Below are 17635 nucleotides of genomic sequence, written 5' to 3'. Positions count from 1 at the left end.
TTTTTTGTTATAATGAAAGTTATGAAATCTTATAATACCTTGAATGATTATTATCGAAAACTTTTTGGAGAAAAGACTTTCAAAGTTCCTATTGATGCGGGATTTGACTGTCCAAATCGGGATGGAACTGTAGCTCATGGGGGCTGTACTTTTTGTACGGTTTCAGGTTCTGGAGATGCCATCGTGGCACCGGATGCCCCTATTCGTGAGCAATTTTATAAGGAAATTGACTTTATGCACCGCAAATGGCCAGATGTTCAGAAGTACTTGGTTTATTTCCAAAACTTTACCAACACCCATGAAAAGGTGGAAGTGATTCGGGAACGTTATGAGCAGGCTATCAACGAGCCAGGTGTAGTAGGGATCAATATCGGAACACGTCCGGATTGCTTACCTGATGAAACAATCGAATATTTGGCTGAGTTATCGGAACGCATGCATTTGACGGTTGAATTGGGATTACAGACAACCTTTGAAGCAACCTCTGACCTGATTAACCGTGCCCATTCTTATGAATTGTATGTTGAAACAGTAAAACGCTTGAGAAAGTATCCCAAGATTGAGATTGTTTCCCATTTGATCAATGGTTTGCCCGGTGAGACTCATGAGATGATGATTGAAAATGTCCGTCGCTGTGTCACGGACAATGATATTCAAGGAATTAAACTGCACTTGCTTCACCTGATGACTAATACACGGATGCAGCGAGATTACCACGAAGGACGCTTGCAACTGATGAGTCAGGACGAGTATGTCAAGGTCATTTGTGACCAACTAGAAATCATTCCTAAGCATATCGTCATCCATCGAATTACAGGAGATGCACCTAGAGATATGCTGATTGGCCCTATGTGGAGCCTCAATAAATGGGAAGTGCTAAATGCTATTGAAACTGAAATGAGACGCCGAGGAAGTGTTCAGGGCTGTAAGGCTGTAAAACAGGAGTTTGAAAATGAAAAGACCACTTGAGATGGCGCATGATTTTTTAGCTGAAGTCGTGACAAAAGAGGATATTGTTGTGGATGCGACCATGGGTAATGGGCATGATACCCTTTTTCTAGCCAAGCTAGCCAAGCAAGTCTATGCCTTTGATATTCAGGAGCAGGCTTTGGAGAAGACGCAAGAGCGTTTGGATCAGGCAGGTATGACAAATGCCCAGTTAATCTTGCAAGGTCATGAGACACTAGACCAGTTTGTGACAGAAGCTAAGGCAGGGATTTTTAATCTGGGTTATCTGCCTTCTGCTGACAAATCCGTCATCACCCAACCTCAGACTACTATTGAAGCCTTAGAAAAGCTGTGTTACTTGCTTATCAAGGGGGGACGGATTGCTATCATGATCTACTATGGTCATGAAGGAGGAGATACTGAGAGGGATGCTGTATTGGATTTTGTTAGCCAGTTGAACCAACAAGAGTATACAGTTGCCATTTATCGGACTCTCAACCAAGTTAATAATCCACCGTTTTTAGTTATGATTGAAAAATTAGAAAGGTATAGACATGGATAAACAATACCTTCGTGAGAAGCTTGAGGCAATGCGCCAAAATTTTGTCGAGTCAACGCATCACGAGCGAGCAGTCGGGGTGCTCGATGAAGCACATATGAGCAAGAAAATGCTTAAAATCAAGAAAAAATTAGTGGCTCTTGAAATGGAACGATGCCAGAAAAAAATTGAGCACAAAGACTGTTCTAAGATTGATCAGAAAATCCAAGAGCAAAAGGAGATTTTTGAATCTTGTTGTAAAAAAGATTAAGGAGGAATTGTGTGGAATTACTCATTTACTTGATTCTATTTTTATTTGTCTTAATCATTTCAACCACGACTAATAAACTTCTCCCTTTTTTGCCCCTTCCTCTTGTACAAATTCTTTTGGGGATTGGGATTGGTTTATTTGTTCCCGATGCGGACTTTCATCTCAATACAGAGCTGTTTCTAGCCATGGTTATTGGTCCCTTACTTTTCCGAGAGGCAGAAGAAGCGGATATTACGTCCATTTTGAAGCATTGGCGGATTGTCGTCTTTCTGATTTTTCCTGTGATTTTTATCTCGACCTTAAGCTTGGGAGGCATGGCTCACTTCCTTTGGATGACTCTTCCTTTGGCTGCCTGTTTAGCAGTTGGAGCGGCACTTGGGCCAACAGATTTGGTTGCCTTCGCATCTCTTTCTGAACGTTTTCGTTTTCCCAAACGGGTTTCTAATATCCTAAAAGGGGAAGGACTCTTAAATGATGCTTCTGGTTTGGTTGCCTTTCAGATGGCTCTTGCTGCTTGGACAACAGGAACGTTTTCTCTCAGCCAAGCTGGAACTTCCCTAGCACTTTCTATCCTTGGTGGTTTTGTAGTTGGTTTTGTGACGGCTATGGTCAATCGTTTCTTGCATAGCTTTTTACTGAGTGTGCGAGCGATAGATATAGCTAGTGAACTATTGCTAGAGCTAAGTTTGCCACTCATGACCTTTTTCATCGCAGAAGAGTTTCATGTTTCAGGGATTATCGCAGTAGTGGTTGCAGGTATTTTGAAGGCCAGTCGTTTTAAGAAAATTACGCTCCTTGAGGCTCAGGTAGACACCGTGACGGAGACCGTTTGGCACACCGTGACCTTTATGCTAAATGGATCAGTCTTTGTTCTCTTGGGAATGGAATTAGAGTTGATAGCAGAGCCGATCTTGTCTAATTCTCTCTACAATCCCCTTCTTTTACTGCTTTCAGTTGTCGTTCTGACCTTCTTACTCTTTGCGATCCGCTTTGTCATGATTGCTGGTTTTTACTTTGTGAGGACGCGTCGACTTAAGAAAAAAATTAATAAGTACACGAAAGATATGCTTCTTTTGACCTTCTCTGGTGTCAAAGGAACAGTATCTATCGCGACCATTCTCCTCATACCAAGTCATTTGGAGCAGGAATACCCTCTCTTACTCTTCCTTGTAGCAGGCGTTACACTATTGAGCTTTCTAACAGGTTTATTGGTTCTCCCTCACTTATCTGAAGAACAAGAGGAAAGCAAGGATCATTTGATGCATATTGCGATTTTGAATGATGTAGCTGCAGAATTAGAAAAAGAACTGGACCATCACAAAAACAAACTTCCTCTTTATGCAGCTATTGATAACTATCATGGTCGGATTGAAAACCTCATCCTTAGTCTGGAAAATAAGAGAGTCCAAGAGGACTGGGAGTCCCTCAAGCTTCTTATCTTGAGTATTGAGAGTGACGGTTTGGAGCAAGCCTACGAAGAAAATAGAATCAGCGAGCGTGGCTATCGAGTTTACCAACGTTACCTAAAAAACATGGAGCAGAGTATCAATCGAAATTTCGCTTCTAGAGTGACTTATTACTTCCTAGTTTCCTTACGGATATTGCGCTTTCTACTCCATGAAATGTTTACCTTTGGCAAAACTTTCCGTAGTTGGATGAATGAAGAATCTCGTAAACTACTAGCAGTTGACTATGATCAGATTTCAGAGTTGTATTTGGAAAATACAGAGCTGATTATCGAGAGTTTGGAAAACCTCAAAGGGGTTTACAAGAGTTCTCTGATTAGCTTTATGCAAGAGTCTCGTCTACGCGAGACGGCCATTATCGGAAGTGGTGCCTTTGTTGAGCGGGTTATCAATCGCATCAAGCCAAACAATATCGATGAAATGCTACGAGGCTACTATCTCGAACGTAAGGCAATCTTTGAATACGAAGAAGCTAAACTGATAACAGCCAAGTATGCTAAAAAACTACGCCAAAATGTGAATAATTTAGAGAATTATTCTCTGAAAGAGGCTGCAAATACCTTGCCTTATGATATGCTAGATTTAATCAGAAGAACTTAAATGATGAAGAAAATGACGGAGGATGGAACATGAAAAAGTGGTGGAAAGAGCTGATGGACAGGCCCTTATTGAAAGCTTTTTTGCATTATTATCAAGCATCTGATAGCGAGTTGACCAGTGTTGCGGTTGCCTACTATTGGTTGATTTCAATCTTTCCTTTGCTAATGATAATGGTCAATATTTTGCCTTATTTTCAGATTCCAGTCTCAAATTTCTTACTGACGATCAAGGAATTCTTGCCTGATACGGTGTATGATGTGGTTGCCAAGATTGTCCGAGAAGTTCTGACTCAACCATCAACTGGTTTGCTGAGTTTTGCCGTTTTATCTGCACTCTGGACCTTTTCGAAATCAATGGATTTCCTCCAAAAAGCCTTTAACAAAGCCTATGGGGTGACCAAGAGTCGAGGCATTATCTCCCATCAGTTGATGAGTCTACTTGTTAGTTTTGGCTTGCAGATCCTTTTTGCCTTTGCCTTATTTTTGAGTATGTTTGGTCGTATGTTGCTCAACCTCCTCAAAACTTACTGGCAATCAGACAGTCCGCTATTTTCCTACCTGCAAGATTTTACAGGCCCTCTGGTCTATGCCTTGATCTTTGCCATTCTAGTTATGATTTATTACTTCCTTCCAAAAGTAAAAGCACCACGAATCCGCTATGTTTTACCAGGAAGTGTCTTTGTTTTGCTAACTCTTATCTTTTTATTGAATATCTTTTCTGTCTACGTCAATAGTTATGTTAATCATCTAGTTGACGTTCGATTTTTCAGTTCCATTATCGTGGTAGTCATGATGTTTTGGTTTATTCTCATTGCAAAGATTTTGATTATCGGAGCAGTTATCAATGCCAGTGTTCAGAGTTTGAAAGATCCAAAGTTTAGTATGGAATAATTAAAAAAATCCCTATTAGGTTTCCTAATAGGGATTTTCTTAATAGATAAACATAGCATCTCCAAAACTGAAGAAGCGGTAGTGTTCTTGGATGGCATGGTGATAGGCATCTAGGACTAAGTCACGACCGGCAAAGGCAGAAACTAGCATAACAAGAGTTGACTTGGGTAGGTGGAAGTTGGTTGAAAAAGCATCCACAACCTTCCAGTCGTAGCCTGGTTTGATAAAGATATTGGTCCAGCCAGAATCTGCTTGGATTTGCCCATTAAACTTGGAACCGATGGTTTCCAGTGTGCGGATCGAAGTGGTTCCGACAGCGATGACGCGACCTCCATTTTCCTTGACAGAGCGAAGGGTGGCAGCTGCTTTCTCAGAAAGTTGGTAGAATTCTGAGTGCATTTCATGTTCGTCCAGATTGTCAACAGAGACAGGTCTAAAGGTTCCGAGTCCGACGTGAAGAGTGAGATAAACCAGATGAACACCCTTGGCTTGGATTTCTGCTAGCAGTTCTTTAGTAAAGTGGAGACCAGCAGTCGGTGCAGCAGCAGAGCCACTTTCTTTAGCGTAGACCGTTTGATAACGTTCGCGATCATCTAGTTTTTCATGGATATAAGGCGGCAGTGGCATTTCACCTAGACTTTCCAAAACTTCTAGGAAAATTCCTTGGTATTCAAAGCGGACAATGCGGCCCCCGTGGGTTAATTCTTCGGTAACAACAGCGCTGAGGCGGCCATCGCCAAAGCTGACACGAGTACCAACCTTGAGGCGTTTGGCAGGTTTAGCGAGGACTTCCCACTCATCACCACTAGTATTTTTGAGCAGGAGAAGCTCCACATGACCTCCGGTCTCTTCCTTTTGACCATAGAGGCGGGCAGGGAGAACGCGAGTGTCGTTCATAACAAGGGCATCACCTGGTTCCAACATATCAATAATAGAGTGAAAGTGTTTATCCTGCATTTCTCTCGTCTCGCGATTAACGATAAGAAGTTTAGACGCATCACGTTTTTCAAGGGGTGTTTGGGCAATCAATTCCTCAGGTAAGTGGAAATCAAAATCAGCTGTATTCATTTTTTTATCATTCTTTCTAAGTTCTAATCTTATCCATTATAACATGTTTCAAGTTTAGACGCTCTTTTTTAAGAAATTAAATCGTTTTCACTTGACAAAAATTGGTCTATACCATATAATAAATATAGAAACATGGAGGATATAAAATGAAAGTTATAAAAGTTGAGAATCAAGTCGAAGGTGGAAAAGTAGCTTTTGAGATTTTGAAGGAAAAATTGGCCAATGGTGCTCAAACATTAGGACTTGCGACAGGAAGCAGTCCACTTGAATTTTACAAGGAAATCGTTGAGAGTGACCTTGATTTTTCAAATCTAACCAGTGTGAACCTTGATGAGTATGTAGGGCTTGATGGGGACAATCCGCAGTCTTATCGTTACTTCATGCAGGAAAACTTGTTCAACCAAAAACCATTTAAGGAAAGTTTCTTGCCTCGTGGGGTTAAGGACAATGCTGAAGAAGAAGTTGAACGCTACAATCAAATTTTGGCGGACCATCCTGTTGATTTGCAAATCTTGGGAATTGGTCGCAACGGACATATCGGCTTTAACGAGCCAGGAACTCCATTTGATAGCCAAACGCATCTAGTCGAACTTGACCAGTCTACCATCGAAGCTAATGCTCGCTTCTTTGACAAGATTGAAGACGTTCCAACTCAAGCCATTTCAATGGGAATTAAAAACATCTTGGATGCCAAGTCAATTATTCTCTTTGCTTACGGTGAGTCGAAAGCAGAAGCCATTGCCGGAACAGTATCAGGCCCAGTGACTGAAAGTCTACCAGCAAGTAGCTTACAAAACCACCCTGATGTGACGATTATCGCTGATGCAGAAGCTCTTAGCTTACTTGAAAAATAAAAATTACATGAACCACTTGCTCTTTGGAGTGAGTGTTTTTAGACATATAAAACTGCAACATGACGTTAGGAGGATAACATGAATAAAGAAGAATTTCTAAAAGTAAAAGAAGCATATAAGAGCGCTAGAACGGAAGAGAGAAAAAAATAATAAAATTCATTACAAAGAAGAAAGATAAGGAAGGGAATTCTCTTTTTACTAAGTCAAAAGATAAACCATATAACACAAGAAATCAATATTCAGGAGGTATGGGGAATAAAAAGTACACCTCGGGTAGTAGATTATCTAGACCATATGATTTATCAAATCATATGTGGATTGATTTGTCTTATAAAGGAAATGATATATTAATCTCTTTACAGTCTTTTGATATTGATCCAAATAAAAATAAAAATAAAACTAATAATCTTCATGTCTTATATGATCGGATAGGTATTATGTTTGAAAAAGACGGCAACATTTTGTTGCCAGATAATAAATCTGAGGTCAGTGATGCCTTTCTTAAAATGGAAACAACAAACTGGGAACTACCTTTATCTGAAGCAGAGATGGAGGAGATGGTGGACTATATTATTAGTCATTATGAAAAATAAAAAACTTAGTTTTCTCTTGACATTTATTCATTTTGCGTGTAAAATAGAATAGATCTTGAACTTGAAGGGAGTGAAAAAAATGTCTAAAACAGTAGTACGTAAGAATGAATCTCTTGACGATGCACTTCGTCGTTTCAAACGTGCGGTTACTAAAGCTGGTACTCTTCAAGAAACACGCAAACGTGAATTCTATGAAAAACCTTCTGTAAAACGTAAACGTAAATCAGAAGCAGCTCGTAAACGTAAAAAATTCTAATTTGAAATGAAAGGCTAGACTTGTCTAGTCTTTTTTTGCATAGTGTTTAGAGGAAAAAATATTATGAGAGAGTATATAAAAGAATATCAAAAGATGCGTGAAAATCACTTGGAAGATTGGGGTTATTGTGCTGATCCGATAGATTGGAAGGATTTTGAAGAGTCAAACAAAAGAATTTTTGAAAAGTATTTGACCGAGTCAAAAGTATTGTCTGACAAGGTTTTAAGAGTAAAATTGTACAGTAGCTTATTGCTAGATGATACTAAATATTTTGCCTATTATGCGGCGTTTTTAGATGGGGATTATAAGCAGTTAAACAACGCTCTATGGCAAACAGGAAGAACCGAGCTGCTGAGAGGCGGTTTGTTGGCAAGTGGAACCATCTACACAGATGGAATTTTAAAAGGCTTGTTTACCTCTTTTGCTTGTAATGATTTTTCAGCCATTCCATCATTCATCCCCAAAGATTTACCCTTGTTGAAAGGAACCTATTATCCAGAAAATGTGATGAATCTTTTATACGCTCTTTATTATCAAGATGAAGAAAGATTATCCGAGTCTCTCTTGCGTGCACAACAGTTTTTAGGGAAGAAAAAACGAACTGGTATGGAAGAATTTTCTGTTCGGTATTTCATAAACTTGGCAAGAAAAGATGCAGTTGCATTAAGTGAGTCCCTACAAAGTTTATGCCAAGCTTATCAGAGACGAGGTTACCCCTATGAAAAAATTGATAAGTGCTTTGCGGATGAGATTCATGGTCTATATCGTTTGGTACGATTGTTTGACCATTCCTTGTTCGAAGAAGTCAGTATGCCATCTCATAAGACTTTTTTGAAGGAGTTTGAAGAATGGCAAGTCCAAAATCAGTTTCCACAAGGTCAACAGTTCTATACCTATCCTCAAGATATGGCTGATGCAAATAGAATATTAACAAAAGGTCTTCCAAGAATTTACTTTGAAAAATCTGGAAGGGACTTGGTGATAGACGTTGACCAATTTGCAGTAGATTTGTCTCGGTTAATTTAAAAGAGTAGGAAAAGACTTACTAGTCAAATCTTTTCCCAAGCAACATCAAATAAATACTGTAAATCCTGCAAAAAAAGGAAACTTCCAACTACAATCTGATATAATAGTAGGGAGAACTCGATTGAAGGAGGAAATTATGTCGGTTTTAGTAAGAGATGTCATTGAAAAACTCAGACTAGATATTGTCTATGGTGAAGGCGAATTACTTGAAAAAGAAATCAATACTGCGGACATTATGAGACCTGGTCTTGAAATGACGGGCTATTTTGATTACTATACACCAGAACGGATTCAGCTGTTAGGGATGAAGGAGTGGTCCTATTTAGTTGCCATGCCTGCCCAGAACCGTTATCAAGTTTTGAAGAAAATGTTTCTACCTGAAACACCTGCGGTTATCGTGGCTCGTGGTCTGGTAGTGCCAGAGGAAATGTTGAGGGCTGCTAGAGAATGTAAGATTGCGATTTTAACCAGTCGAACAGCAACCAGTCGTTTATCTGGAGAACTTTCCAGCTACCTTGATTCCCGTTTGGCTAAACGTACCAGTGTGCATGGTGTCTTGATGGACATCTATGGCATGGGGGTCTTGATCCAAGGGGATAGTGGTATCGGTAAGAGTGAGACAGGTCTTGAACTCGTGAAGCGTGGCCATCGTCTAGTAGCGGATGACCGTGTCGATATTTATTCTAAGGATGAGATGACTCTTTGGGGAGAACCTGCTGAAATCTTAAGGCATCTACTTGAAATTCGTGGAGTTGGGATTATCGATGTTATGAGTCTCTATGGAGCAAGCGCTGTAAAAGATTCTTCACAAGTTCAGCTGGCTGTCTATTTGGAAAATTACGATACCCATAAGACTTTTGACCGTCTAGGAAACAATGCCGAAGAATTAGAAGTTTCTGGTGTAGCTATTCCACGTATCCGCATCCCGGTAAAAACAGGACGCAATATCTCTGTTGTTATTGAGGCGGCAGCAATGAACTATCGTGCTAAGGAAATGGGCTTTGATGCGACACGTTTATTTGAAGAACGTTTGACAAATCTGATCGCTCAAAATGAGGTGAAACATGATTAATCCAGTTGCATTTGAAATCGGACCTTTTTCCATTCGTTGGTATGCCCTGTGTATTGTGGCAGGCTTGATCTTGGCAGTCTATCTTGCCATGAAAGAAGCTCCTAAAAAGAAAATCCTATCAGATGATATTTTGGATTTTATCCTGATTGCTTTTCCTGTAGCTATTTTAGGTGCTAGACTATACTACGTACTCTTTCGTTTAGATTATTATCTGCAAAATCCAGGTGAAATCATCGCCATCTGGAATGGCGGTTTGGCCATTTATGGTGGTTTGATAGCAGGAGCTATTGTACTCTATATCTTTGCGGATAGAAAACTCATCAATACTTGGGACTTTCTAGATATTGCGGCTCCGAGCGTTCTGATTGCCCAAAGTTTAGGGCGCTGGGGGAACTTCTTTAACCAAGAAGCCTACGGTGCAGCAGTAGATGGTCTGGATTATTTGCCAGGCTTCATTCGTGACCAGATGTACATTGATGGTAGCTACCGTCAGCCGACCTTCTTATATGAGTCGGTTTGGAATCTGATCGGTTTTGCTTTGATTTTGATTTTTAGACGAAAATTAAAGGGAATCAGACGTGGTCATATCACTGCTTTCTACTTGATTTGGTATGGCTTTGGTCGTATGATTATCGAAGGGATGCGGACAGACAGCCTCATGTTCTTTGGTTTGCGAGTTTCCCAATGGTTATCAGTTGTCCTTATCGGACTCGGTATTTTTATCATACTTTATCAAAATCGAAAGAAAGCCCCTTTCTATCATACTGAGGAGGAAAACTAAATGTTAGAAGTTGCTTATATTCTTGTTGCCATTGCTTTGATTGTTTGTTTAGTCTATCTGACGATTACCATTCAAAAAGCAGGTCGAATGATTGATGAGACGGAGAAAACCATCAAAACCTTGTCTTCAGATGTAGATGTTACTTTACATCATACCAATGAATTGTTGGTAAAAGTTAATGTCTTGGTTGACGATATCAATGTTAAGGTTGCGACGATTGATCCACTCTTTACGGCTGTAGCAGACTTGTCTGAGTCAGTATCTGATCTCAACCAACATGCACGTGTTTTAGGCAAAAAAGCTTCATCTGCTGGTTCAAAGACCATTAAAACGGGTGCAGGCTTGTCAGCTCTTCGTGTTGCAAGTAAATTTTTCAAAAAATAAAAAAGGAGAAATCTCATGGGAAAACTATCCTCTATCCTTTTAGGAACTGTATCAGGTGCAGCTTTGGCCTTGTTCTTAACCAGTGACAAGGGCAAGCAAGTTTGCAGTCAAGCTCAGGATTTTCTAGATGATTTGAGAGAAGATCCAGAATATGCTAGAGAGCAGGTTTGTGAGAAACTAACTGAAGTGAAGGAACAGGCAACGGACTTTGTGCTGAAAACAAAGGAACAAGTAGAATCTGGTGAAATCACTTTTGACAGTGTCCTTGACCAAGCTAAAAACTGTGCTCGACAAGCGACAGAAGCTTCAAAAGAAACCCTTAACAATTTCAAGGAGCAATGGCAAGAACAGTCAACAACTCCAGACGTTGCTGAAGACCAAGAAGAAATCATCATCGATATTACTGAAGTATAAGGTATCACCATCTCTGGTTCTGGGGATGGTGATTTTTATCTGGAAAGCAGTCTTTGTGGTATAATAAATACTATGCAGAAAAAACCAACATCAGCCTATGTGCATATTCCCTTTTGCACACAGATTTGTTATTATTGTGACTTTTCAAAAGTGTTTATCAAGAATCAACCAGTAGATAGTTATTTGGAGCATCTGCTAGAAGAGTTCCGTTCTTATGATATCCAAAAATTGCGAACCCTCTACATTGGAGGTGGGACGCCAACGGCTTTGTCAGCTCCGCAATTAGAAGTGCTCTTGGATGGCTTGACTAAAAACTTGGACTTGTCAGTTTTGGAAGAGTTGACCATTGAGGCCAATCCAGGAGATTTGGACGAGGATAAGATTGCGGTTTTGAAACAGTCGCCAGTCAATCGTGTCTCTCTAGGTGTGCAGACCTTTGATGACAAAATGCTGAAAAAGATTGGGCGCAGTCATTTGGAAAAGGATATTTATGAGAATATCGACCGGCTCAAACTGGCTGGTTTTGACAATATCTCCATCGACTTGATCTACGCTCTTCCAGGTCAGACCATGGAACAGGTCAAGGATAATGTAGCTAAGGCTATCTCGCTTGATATTCCTCATATGAGTCTTTATAGCTTGATTTTGGAAAACCATACGGTCTTTATGAACCGTATGCGACGTGGGAAATTGCCCCTGCCCAAGGAAGAGTTAGAAGCAGAGATGTTTGAGTACATCATTGCAGAACTGGAGCGAGCTGGTTTTGAGCATTATGAGATTTCAAATTTTTCCAAGCCTGGCTTTGAAAGTCGTCACAATCTCATGTACTGGGACAATGCTGAGTACTATGGTATCGGTGCAGGAGCGTCAGGTTATGTGAACGGAGTTCGTTATAAAAATCACGGACCTATCCGCCATTATCTAGGCGCAGTAGAGGCAGGAAATGCTCGGATAACTGAAGAACACCTGACTCAAAAGGAGCAGATGGAAGAAGAAATGTTTTTGGGACTCCGCAAGAAATCTGGGGTTTCTATGGCGCGATTTGAGGAAAAATTTGGACGGTCCTTTGATGAACTATATGGAAAAATCATTAGAGAATTGGTTCAACAAGGTCTTATGCAAATCGATGGTGATCGAGTCCGAATGACAAAGAGGGGTCTCTTTTTAGGAGACACTGTAGCAGAACGATTTATTTTGGAGTAGAACGATGGGCTTAACTTATCAGATGAAAATGAAAATTCCTTTTGATATGGCGGACATGAACGGTCATATCAAGTTGCCAGATGTGATTTTGCTGTCCCTGCAAGTATCAGGTATGCAATCGATTGAGCTGGGAGTCAGTGACAAGGACGTCTTGGAACGCTACAATCTGGTCTGGATTATCACGGATTATGAGATTGACGTGGTACGTTTGCCTCGCTTTGCTGAGGAGATTACGATTGAAACGGAAGCCTTGAGTTACAATCGTCTCTTTTGCTATCGTCGCTTCACTCTCTACGATGAAGCAGGTCAAGAAATGATTCACATGTTGGCAACCTTTGTTCTCATGGACCGCAATAGTCGGAAAGTTCATGGAGTCGAGCCTGAGATTGTTGCGCCTTACCAGTCTGAGTTTGATAAAAAACTGATCCGTGGGCCGAAGTATGCAAATCTAGAAGATCCTATCAGTAAAGACTACCATGTTCGTTTTTACGATTTGGATATGAATGGTCATGTCAATAATAGTAAATACCTAGATTGGATTTTTGAGGTCATGGGGGCCGATTTTCTAACCAACTATATTCCAAAGAAAATCAATCTCAAGTATGTCAAAGAAGTGCGGCCAGGTGGCATGATTGCCTCAGCTTATGAACTCAAGGGACTAGAAAGCAAGCATCAGATTATCAGTGATGGTGAGATCAATGCCCAAGCTATGATTACTTGGCAAGAAATAAAAAAGGACTAAAGAGAGATGACATATAAAGGTTATTTAATTGATTTAGACGGAACCATTTACAAGGGAAAAGACCGGATTCCAGCGGGGGAGGCTTTTGTGCATGAATTGCAAAAGCGAGAAATTCCTTATCTCTTTGTAACCAACAATACAACACGCACTCCAGAGAGTGTTCAAGAGATGTTGGCTCAGAATTTTAATATCAACACGCCTCTATCAACGGTTTACACAGCGACTTTGGCAACCATCGACTATATGAATGACTTGGGACTGGAAAAGACAGTCTATGTCATCGGAGAAGCAGGACTCAAGGATGCCATTCAGGCAGCTGGTTATGTCGAAGACAAGGAAAATCCAGCCTATGTGGTCGTTGGACTGGACTGGCAAGTCGATTATGAAAAATTTGCGACGGCGACTCTAGCCATTCAAAAGGGGGCTCACTTTATCGGAACCAACCCTGACCTCAATATCCCGACGGAACGTGGTCTCTTGCCTGGTGCTGGTTCACTAATTACACTTCTTGAAGTAGCAACACGGGTCAAACCAGTTTATATCGGAAAACCAAATGCGATCATTATGGACAAGGCAGTTGAGCACTTGGATTTGAAAAGAGAAGAGTTGCTCATGGTTGGGGACAATTACCTGACGGATATCCGAGCAGGGATTGACAATGGCATTCCAACGCTCTTGGTGACGACAGGTTTTACCAAAGCAGAAGAAGTGGCGGACTTGCCAATTGCACCAACTCATGTAGTTTCTAGCCTTGCGGAGTGGAATTTCGATGAAAACTAAACTGACCTTTTGGGGAAGTATGCTCTTTTTCCTCTCCCTTTCTATCCTACTGACCATTTATCTGGCATGGATTTTCTATCCTTTGGAAATTGAGTGGCTGAACTTAGCGAATCGAGTCTATCTAAAGCCCGAAACCATTCAGTACAATTTTCATATCTTAATGAATTACCTGACCAATCCCTTTAGTCAGGTCTTGGAGATGCCAGATTTTCGTTCATCAGCTGCAGGTTTACACCATTTTGCGGTGGTGAAAAATCTCTTCCACTTGGTTCAGCTAGTCACTTTGGTGACACTTCCAAGTTTCTATTTCTTTGTTAGAAAGATTGTGAAAAAAGGATTTCTACCTCTATATCGTAAAAGTATTCTGACTTTAGTGCTATTGCCTCTAGTCATTGGCCTTGTAGGAGTGTTAATTGGTTTTGAGCAATTCTTTACTCTTTTCCATCAGATTCTCTTTGTGGGAGATGATACCTGGCTTTTTGATCCAGCAAAGGATCCCGTTATTTGGATTTTGCCAGAGACTTTCTTTCTCCATGCCTTTTTACTTTTCTTTGCTTTGTATGAAGGAATGTTTAGTTTCCTTTTTGTTAAAGCTTCAAGGAAATAGTGGAAAAAGTTCTGTATTTTTAATAAAAAACGAGAGAAGTTGCTCTACTCCCTATTTATTGTTAGGTTATCCTAAAGATAAACTTGCAAAGCAGGAGATTTTTGCAGAAAACAGTCTATTTTCTATGAAAAAATAGGCTTTTTTTCTAAAAATACCTAGTCAAGCGCTTTATTTTTTTGTATAATAGAAATAGCAAGTATAGATAAAAGAAGAGAAAAGCATGATTACACTATTTTTATCACCGAGTTGTACATCATGTCGTAAGGCAAAGGCTTGGTTAGAGACGCATAAAGTGCCCTTTCAAGAGCATAATATTATGACTAGTCCTTTAACAAGAAAAGAATTACAACATATTCTTTCCTTGACCGAAAATGGTACTGATGACATCATTTCAACTCGTTCAAAAATTTTTCAAAAATTGGATATTGATGTAGAGAGTATCTCGGTATCGGAGTTGCTTCAGTTGATTGAGCAATATCCTAGTCTTTTGCGTCGCCCAATTATTATAGATACCAAACGCATGCAGATCGGTTTTAATGAAGATGAGATTCGTGCTTTTCTCCCTCGTAGTTATCGTAAACAAGAATTGAAAGAAGCAACATTGAGAGCTGGTATAGGATAGATGAACAAACAGTATAGTTACCCACTAGATTTGTCGTGGAGCACTGAAGAACTTGCTTCAGTGCTTTCTTTTTTTAATGATGTTGAAGCTGCTTATGAAGATAAGGTAGAAGCAAAAAAACTGTTAGATTCCTATAAGGAATTTAAGTCTGTTGTCCCGAGCAAAAGTGAAGAAAAGCGCCTAGGTCGCGAATTTGAGACGGCTAGCGGTTATTCCTTCTATCATGCAGTTCAATTAGCAAAAGAAAAAAGAGAAGGGAAGATTTCTCTTGGAAACTAAATTTGAATTTGCCAAACAGATTGTGCAGGAAGCTGCTGACTATATTTTGGCTCACATGAAAGAAGATTTGCAGGTTGAGCGCAAGTCTTCGCCTACAGACTTGGTGACGCGTTTGGACAAGGAGGTTCAGGAACTCTTGGTTGAACGGATCAAGTCCTCCTATCCTGAGGACTTGATTTGCGCGGAAGAGGGTTGTTTACGTGCTGCAGTCGGTCAAGGTTCCGTTTGGGTGATTGATCCCATTGACGGTACCAATAACTTTGTCGCCCAGCAGGAAGATTTTGCCGTGATGTTGGCTTATTTTGAGGATGGTGTGGGCAAATTTGGCATCATCTATGATGTCATGAAAGGTGATTGTTACCATGGTGGTGGTGCCTTTCCTCCTTGCCGCAATAATGAGCCCTTACCGCCTTTTAGAAAGAAACCTCTTCAAGAATTTTTAGTTGCTGGTAACTCAGGTATGTTTGAAAGCAATGAGTGGGGTTTGGGTGATTTGGGTCGAGCAGCGTTGGGAGTCCGTGTCTACGGCAGTGCGGCCATTAGTTTTGCCAAGGTTTTATCGGGTCGTCTTCTGACTTATATTACCTACCTGCAGCCATGGGATTACGCTGCGGCCAGTATCTTAGGGGAAAGTCTGGGTTATCGCCTTCTTACGGTATCGGGTGAGCTTGCTGATTTTAAAACGCGTCAGCCTGTCATGATGGTGCCAATCGAGATGCAAGAAGAGATTCAGTCTTATATCTACGAAAGGAAAAAGAACTAAATGCAATTTCCAGAAGGATTTGTTGAAAAATATGAAGCGATACTAGAAGATGAGGCAAGAGACTTTCTTGCCTCTTTTAAACAAGAAGCAGTTTCGGCTTTTCGGGTCAATCCCTTAAAAGAAAGTCAGTTATCGTTTGCAGATGCCATTCCCCATACACCTTGGGGGTATTATGGTAAGGTTTCTGGAAAGTCACCAGAGCACGCGACTGGTCTCGTGTATTCGCAAGAGCCTGCTGCCCAAATGGTAGCCCAGGTGGCTCAACCAAGTCCTGGCATGAAGGTTTTGGATTTGGCGGCAGCACCAGGTGGAAAATCCACTCAACTAGCAGCTTATCTGGCTAATCAAGGAGTTCTTGTCTCCAACGAAATTTCAAGCAAGCGTGCTAAGATTTTAGTGGAAAATATGGAGCGATTTGGAGCGACAAATGTTGTTGTAACCAATGAATCTGCTGACCGATTAGCCAAGGTTTTTAAAGGTTACTTTGATGTGATTGTCCTTGATGCCCCTTGCTCGGGTGAAGGGATGTTTCGTAAGCAGCCCGATGCCATGGATTATTGGAGTACCGATTATCCTAGCCAATGTGCCAGTCTCCAAAGAGAAATTCTTGAAGACGCAGTGACCATGCTTGCTGAAGGTGGTCGTTTGGTCTATTCGACCTGTACTTGGGCACCAGAGGAAAATGAAGAAATCGTCCACTGGTTGCTGGATACTTATGAATTTGAACTGCTTCCAGTTGAGCATCTGAACGGTATGGTAGCAGGAATGGGCCTTCCTGAAACGGCGCGGATGTATCCTCATCATTTCAAGGGAGAAGGCCAGTTTGTTACCCACTTGCAGTTTAAGGGAGAAAATCCCGCACCTAAATTCAAAGCTAGCAAGAGCAATCTCAGTCGTGAACAGCTGGCCTTGTGGCAAGAATTTGCCCAAAAACACTTGCGGATCAATCTAACTGGTATCTTGCAGACTTTTGGAGACCAACTCTATCTCCTGCCCGAGATGCTACCTGATCTAGGGAAACTCAAAATTGCCCGAAATGGACTCCATCTGGGGACTTTTAAAAAGAAACGCTTTGAACCAAGCTTTGCTCTGGGATTAGCATTGAAACCAAGCCAAGTAAAACAAAGTGTTGAAATCAATGATGAAGACTTTGTAAAATATGTGGCTGGTGAGACTGTTCAATTGTCTGAAGCTCGACCAAATGGATGGTACCAAGTTGTGGTTCAAGGAAACGGATTAGGCTTTGCCAAGGTAACGGGAAATGTTTTGAAAAATTATTATCCAAAAGGGCTCAGATTCAGGTGAAAAAGCTAGTCAAAGAGCCTATTCTATGTTATAGTGGAAGTATGAGTTTTTTCTGATAGTCTTTCATTATTACTTATATTATACGATGGAATTGTCCGCTCCGAAGAATGTCTAGATAAAATAAAGCGGGACAATCATTGATGATTATTGGATGATCAGGACAAACGGAAGAA

Annotated in this window: 22 protein-coding genes; 21 read left to right on the top strand and 1 reads right to left on the bottom strand. The window is 40.7% G+C overall.

Going from position 1 to position 17635, the window contains the following annotated elements:
• Positions 1-12 precede the first annotated feature (12 nt).
• From ACORHV_RS05985 to ACORHV_RS05965, 5 genes are read left to right on the top strand one after another with little or no spacing between them, the layout of a single operon-like run.
• The gene (locus ACORHV_RS05985; RefSeq protein WP_434397775.1) at positions 13-969 is read left to right on the top strand and encodes a TIGR01212 family radical SAM protein; all 957 of its coding nucleotides are present in this window, start codon (positions 13-15) and stop codon (positions 967-969) included.
• The gene (locus ACORHV_RS05980) at positions 953-1510 is read left to right on the top strand and encodes a class I SAM-dependent methyltransferase (RefSeq protein WP_434397773.1); all 558 of its coding nucleotides are present in this window, start codon (positions 953-955) and stop codon (positions 1508-1510) included. Before ACORHV_RS05985 ends, ACORHV_RS05980 begins: the two co-directional genes overlap by 17 nt.
• Positions 1503-1757, top strand: a complete 255-nt coding sequence (locus tag ACORHV_RS05975; protein WP_000361094.1) for a hypothetical protein — start codon at positions 1503-1505, stop codon at positions 1755-1757. The genes ACORHV_RS05980 and ACORHV_RS05975 overlap by 8 nt, the downstream gene beginning before the upstream one ends.
• A gap of 11 nt (positions 1758-1768) precedes the next feature.
• Positions 1769-3823 carry a cation:proton antiporter gene (locus ACORHV_RS05970; protein WP_000421612.1) on the top strand — a complete coding sequence of 685 codons (2055 nt, stop codon included), beginning with the start codon at positions 1769-1771 and terminating at the stop codon, positions 3821-3823.
• Between the two features lie 29 nt (positions 3824-3852).
• The gene (locus tag ACORHV_RS05965) at positions 3853-4713 is read left to right on the top strand and encodes a YihY/virulence factor BrkB family protein (RefSeq protein WP_316716992.1); all 861 of its coding nucleotides are present in this window, start codon (positions 3853-3855) and stop codon (positions 4711-4713) included.
• A gap of 39 nt (positions 4714-4752) precedes the next feature.
• Here the strand turns inward: ACORHV_RS05965 and queA are convergent, their stop codons facing one another.
• The gene (gene queA / locus ACORHV_RS05960) at positions 4753-5781 is read right to left on the bottom strand and encodes a tRNA preQ1(34) S-adenosylmethionine ribosyltransferase-isomerase QueA (protein WP_255778833.1); all 1029 of its coding nucleotides are present in this window, start codon (positions 5779-5781) and stop codon (positions 4753-4755) included.
• A 146-nt stretch (positions 5782-5927) separates the two neighbouring features.
• On the opposite strand from queA, the gene ACORHV_RS05955 reads away from it, so the two are divergent.
• The 16 genes from ACORHV_RS05955 to ACORHV_RS05880 all read left to right on the top strand — a co-directional run bounded on the left by ACORHV_RS05955 (position 5928) and on the right by ACORHV_RS05880 (position 17462).
• Positions 5928-6635, top strand: a complete 708-nt coding sequence (locus tag ACORHV_RS05955; protein WP_000864609.1) for a glucosamine-6-phosphate deaminase — start codon at positions 5928-5930, stop codon at positions 6633-6635.
• Between the two features lie 248 nt (positions 6636-6883).
• A complete protein-coding gene (locus ACORHV_RS05950) occupies positions 6884-7228 on the top strand; it encodes a hypothetical protein (RefSeq protein ID WP_247924239.1) in 345 nt (114 codons plus the stop codon).
• Positions 7229-7307: 79 nt separating this feature from the next.
• Positions 7308-7484, top strand: coding sequence for a 30S ribosomal protein S21 (rpsU, locus tag ACORHV_RS05945; protein ID WP_000048054.1), 177 nt, complete (start codon positions 7308-7310; stop codon positions 7482-7484).
• Between the two features lie 63 nt (positions 7485-7547).
• A complete protein-coding gene (locus ACORHV_RS05940; protein WP_216734234.1) occupies positions 7548-8510 on the top strand; it encodes a hypothetical protein in 963 nt (320 codons plus the stop codon).
• 136 nt (positions 8511-8646) lie between these two features.
• The gene (hprK, locus tag ACORHV_RS05935) at positions 8647-9582 is read left to right on the top strand and encodes an HPr(Ser) kinase/phosphatase (RefSeq protein WP_162279552.1); all 936 of its coding nucleotides are present in this window, start codon (positions 8647-8649) and stop codon (positions 9580-9582) included.
• Positions 9575-10363: a prolipoprotein diacylglyceryl transferase gene (gene lgt / locus ACORHV_RS05930; protein ID WP_434397768.1), complete on the top strand. Its 789-nt coding sequence runs from the start codon at positions 9575-9577 to the stop codon at positions 10361-10363. The genes hprK and lgt overlap by 8 nt, the downstream gene beginning before the upstream one ends.
• Complete coding sequence (locus ACORHV_RS05925; RefSeq protein WP_000895024.1) at positions 10364-10747, top strand: DUF948 domain-containing protein; 384 nt, start codon at positions 10364-10366, stop codon at positions 10745-10747.
• A 15-nt stretch (positions 10748-10762) separates the two neighbouring features.
• On the top strand, positions 10763-11161 hold the full coding sequence (locus tag ACORHV_RS05920) for a YtxH domain-containing protein (protein WP_434397766.1): 399 nt from the start codon (positions 10763-10765) through the stop codon (positions 11159-11161).
• Positions 11162-11233: 72 nt separating this feature from the next.
• Positions 11234-12364, top strand: coding sequence for a radical SAM family heme chaperone HemW (hemW, locus tag ACORHV_RS05915; RefSeq protein WP_001170089.1), 1131 nt, complete (start codon positions 11234-11236; stop codon positions 12362-12364).
• 4 nt (positions 12365-12368) lie between these two features.
• A complete protein-coding gene (locus ACORHV_RS05910) occupies positions 12369-13106 on the top strand; it encodes an acyl-[acyl-carrier-protein] thioesterase (protein WP_000524801.1) in 738 nt (245 codons plus the stop codon).
• Between the two features lie 6 nt (positions 13107-13112).
• On the top strand, positions 13113-13886 hold the full coding sequence (locus ACORHV_RS05905) for a TIGR01457 family HAD-type hydrolase (RefSeq protein ID WP_000221322.1): 774 nt from the start codon (positions 13113-13115) through the stop codon (positions 13884-13886).
• On the top strand, positions 13876-14493 hold the full coding sequence (locus ACORHV_RS05900) for a TIGR01906 family membrane protein (protein WP_000850606.1): 618 nt from the start codon (positions 13876-13878) through the stop codon (positions 14491-14493). Before ACORHV_RS05905 ends, ACORHV_RS05900 begins: the two co-directional genes overlap by 11 nt.
• A 220-nt stretch (positions 14494-14713) precedes the next feature.
• On the top strand, positions 14714-15115 hold the full coding sequence (locus tag ACORHV_RS05895) for a Spx/MgsR family RNA polymerase-binding regulatory protein (protein WP_000631261.1): 402 nt from the start codon (positions 14714-14716) through the stop codon (positions 15113-15115).
• Positions 15116-15394, top strand: coding sequence for a UPF0223 family protein (locus tag ACORHV_RS05890; RefSeq protein WP_001041959.1), 279 nt, complete (start codon positions 15116-15118; stop codon positions 15392-15394).
• Positions 15384-16157, top strand: coding sequence for an inositol monophosphatase family protein (locus ACORHV_RS05885; RefSeq protein ID WP_434397761.1), 774 nt, complete (start codon positions 15384-15386; stop codon positions 16155-16157). Before ACORHV_RS05890 ends, ACORHV_RS05885 begins: the two co-directional genes overlap by 11 nt.
• Positions 16158-17462 carry an RsmF rRNA methyltransferase first C-terminal domain-containing protein gene (locus tag ACORHV_RS05880; protein WP_347098729.1) on the top strand — a complete coding sequence of 435 codons (1305 nt, stop codon included), beginning with the start codon at positions 16158-16160 and terminating at the stop codon, positions 17460-17462. It begins immediately after the preceding gene.
• Positions 17463-17635 lie beyond the last annotated feature (173 nt).

This window comes from Streptococcus sp. KHUD_016 (genome assembly GCF_051106465.1).
GTDB lineage: Bacteria > Bacillota > Bacilli > Lactobacillales > Streptococcaceae > Streptococcus.
This window is presented reverse-complemented; position numbering and strand designations above follow the sequence as displayed.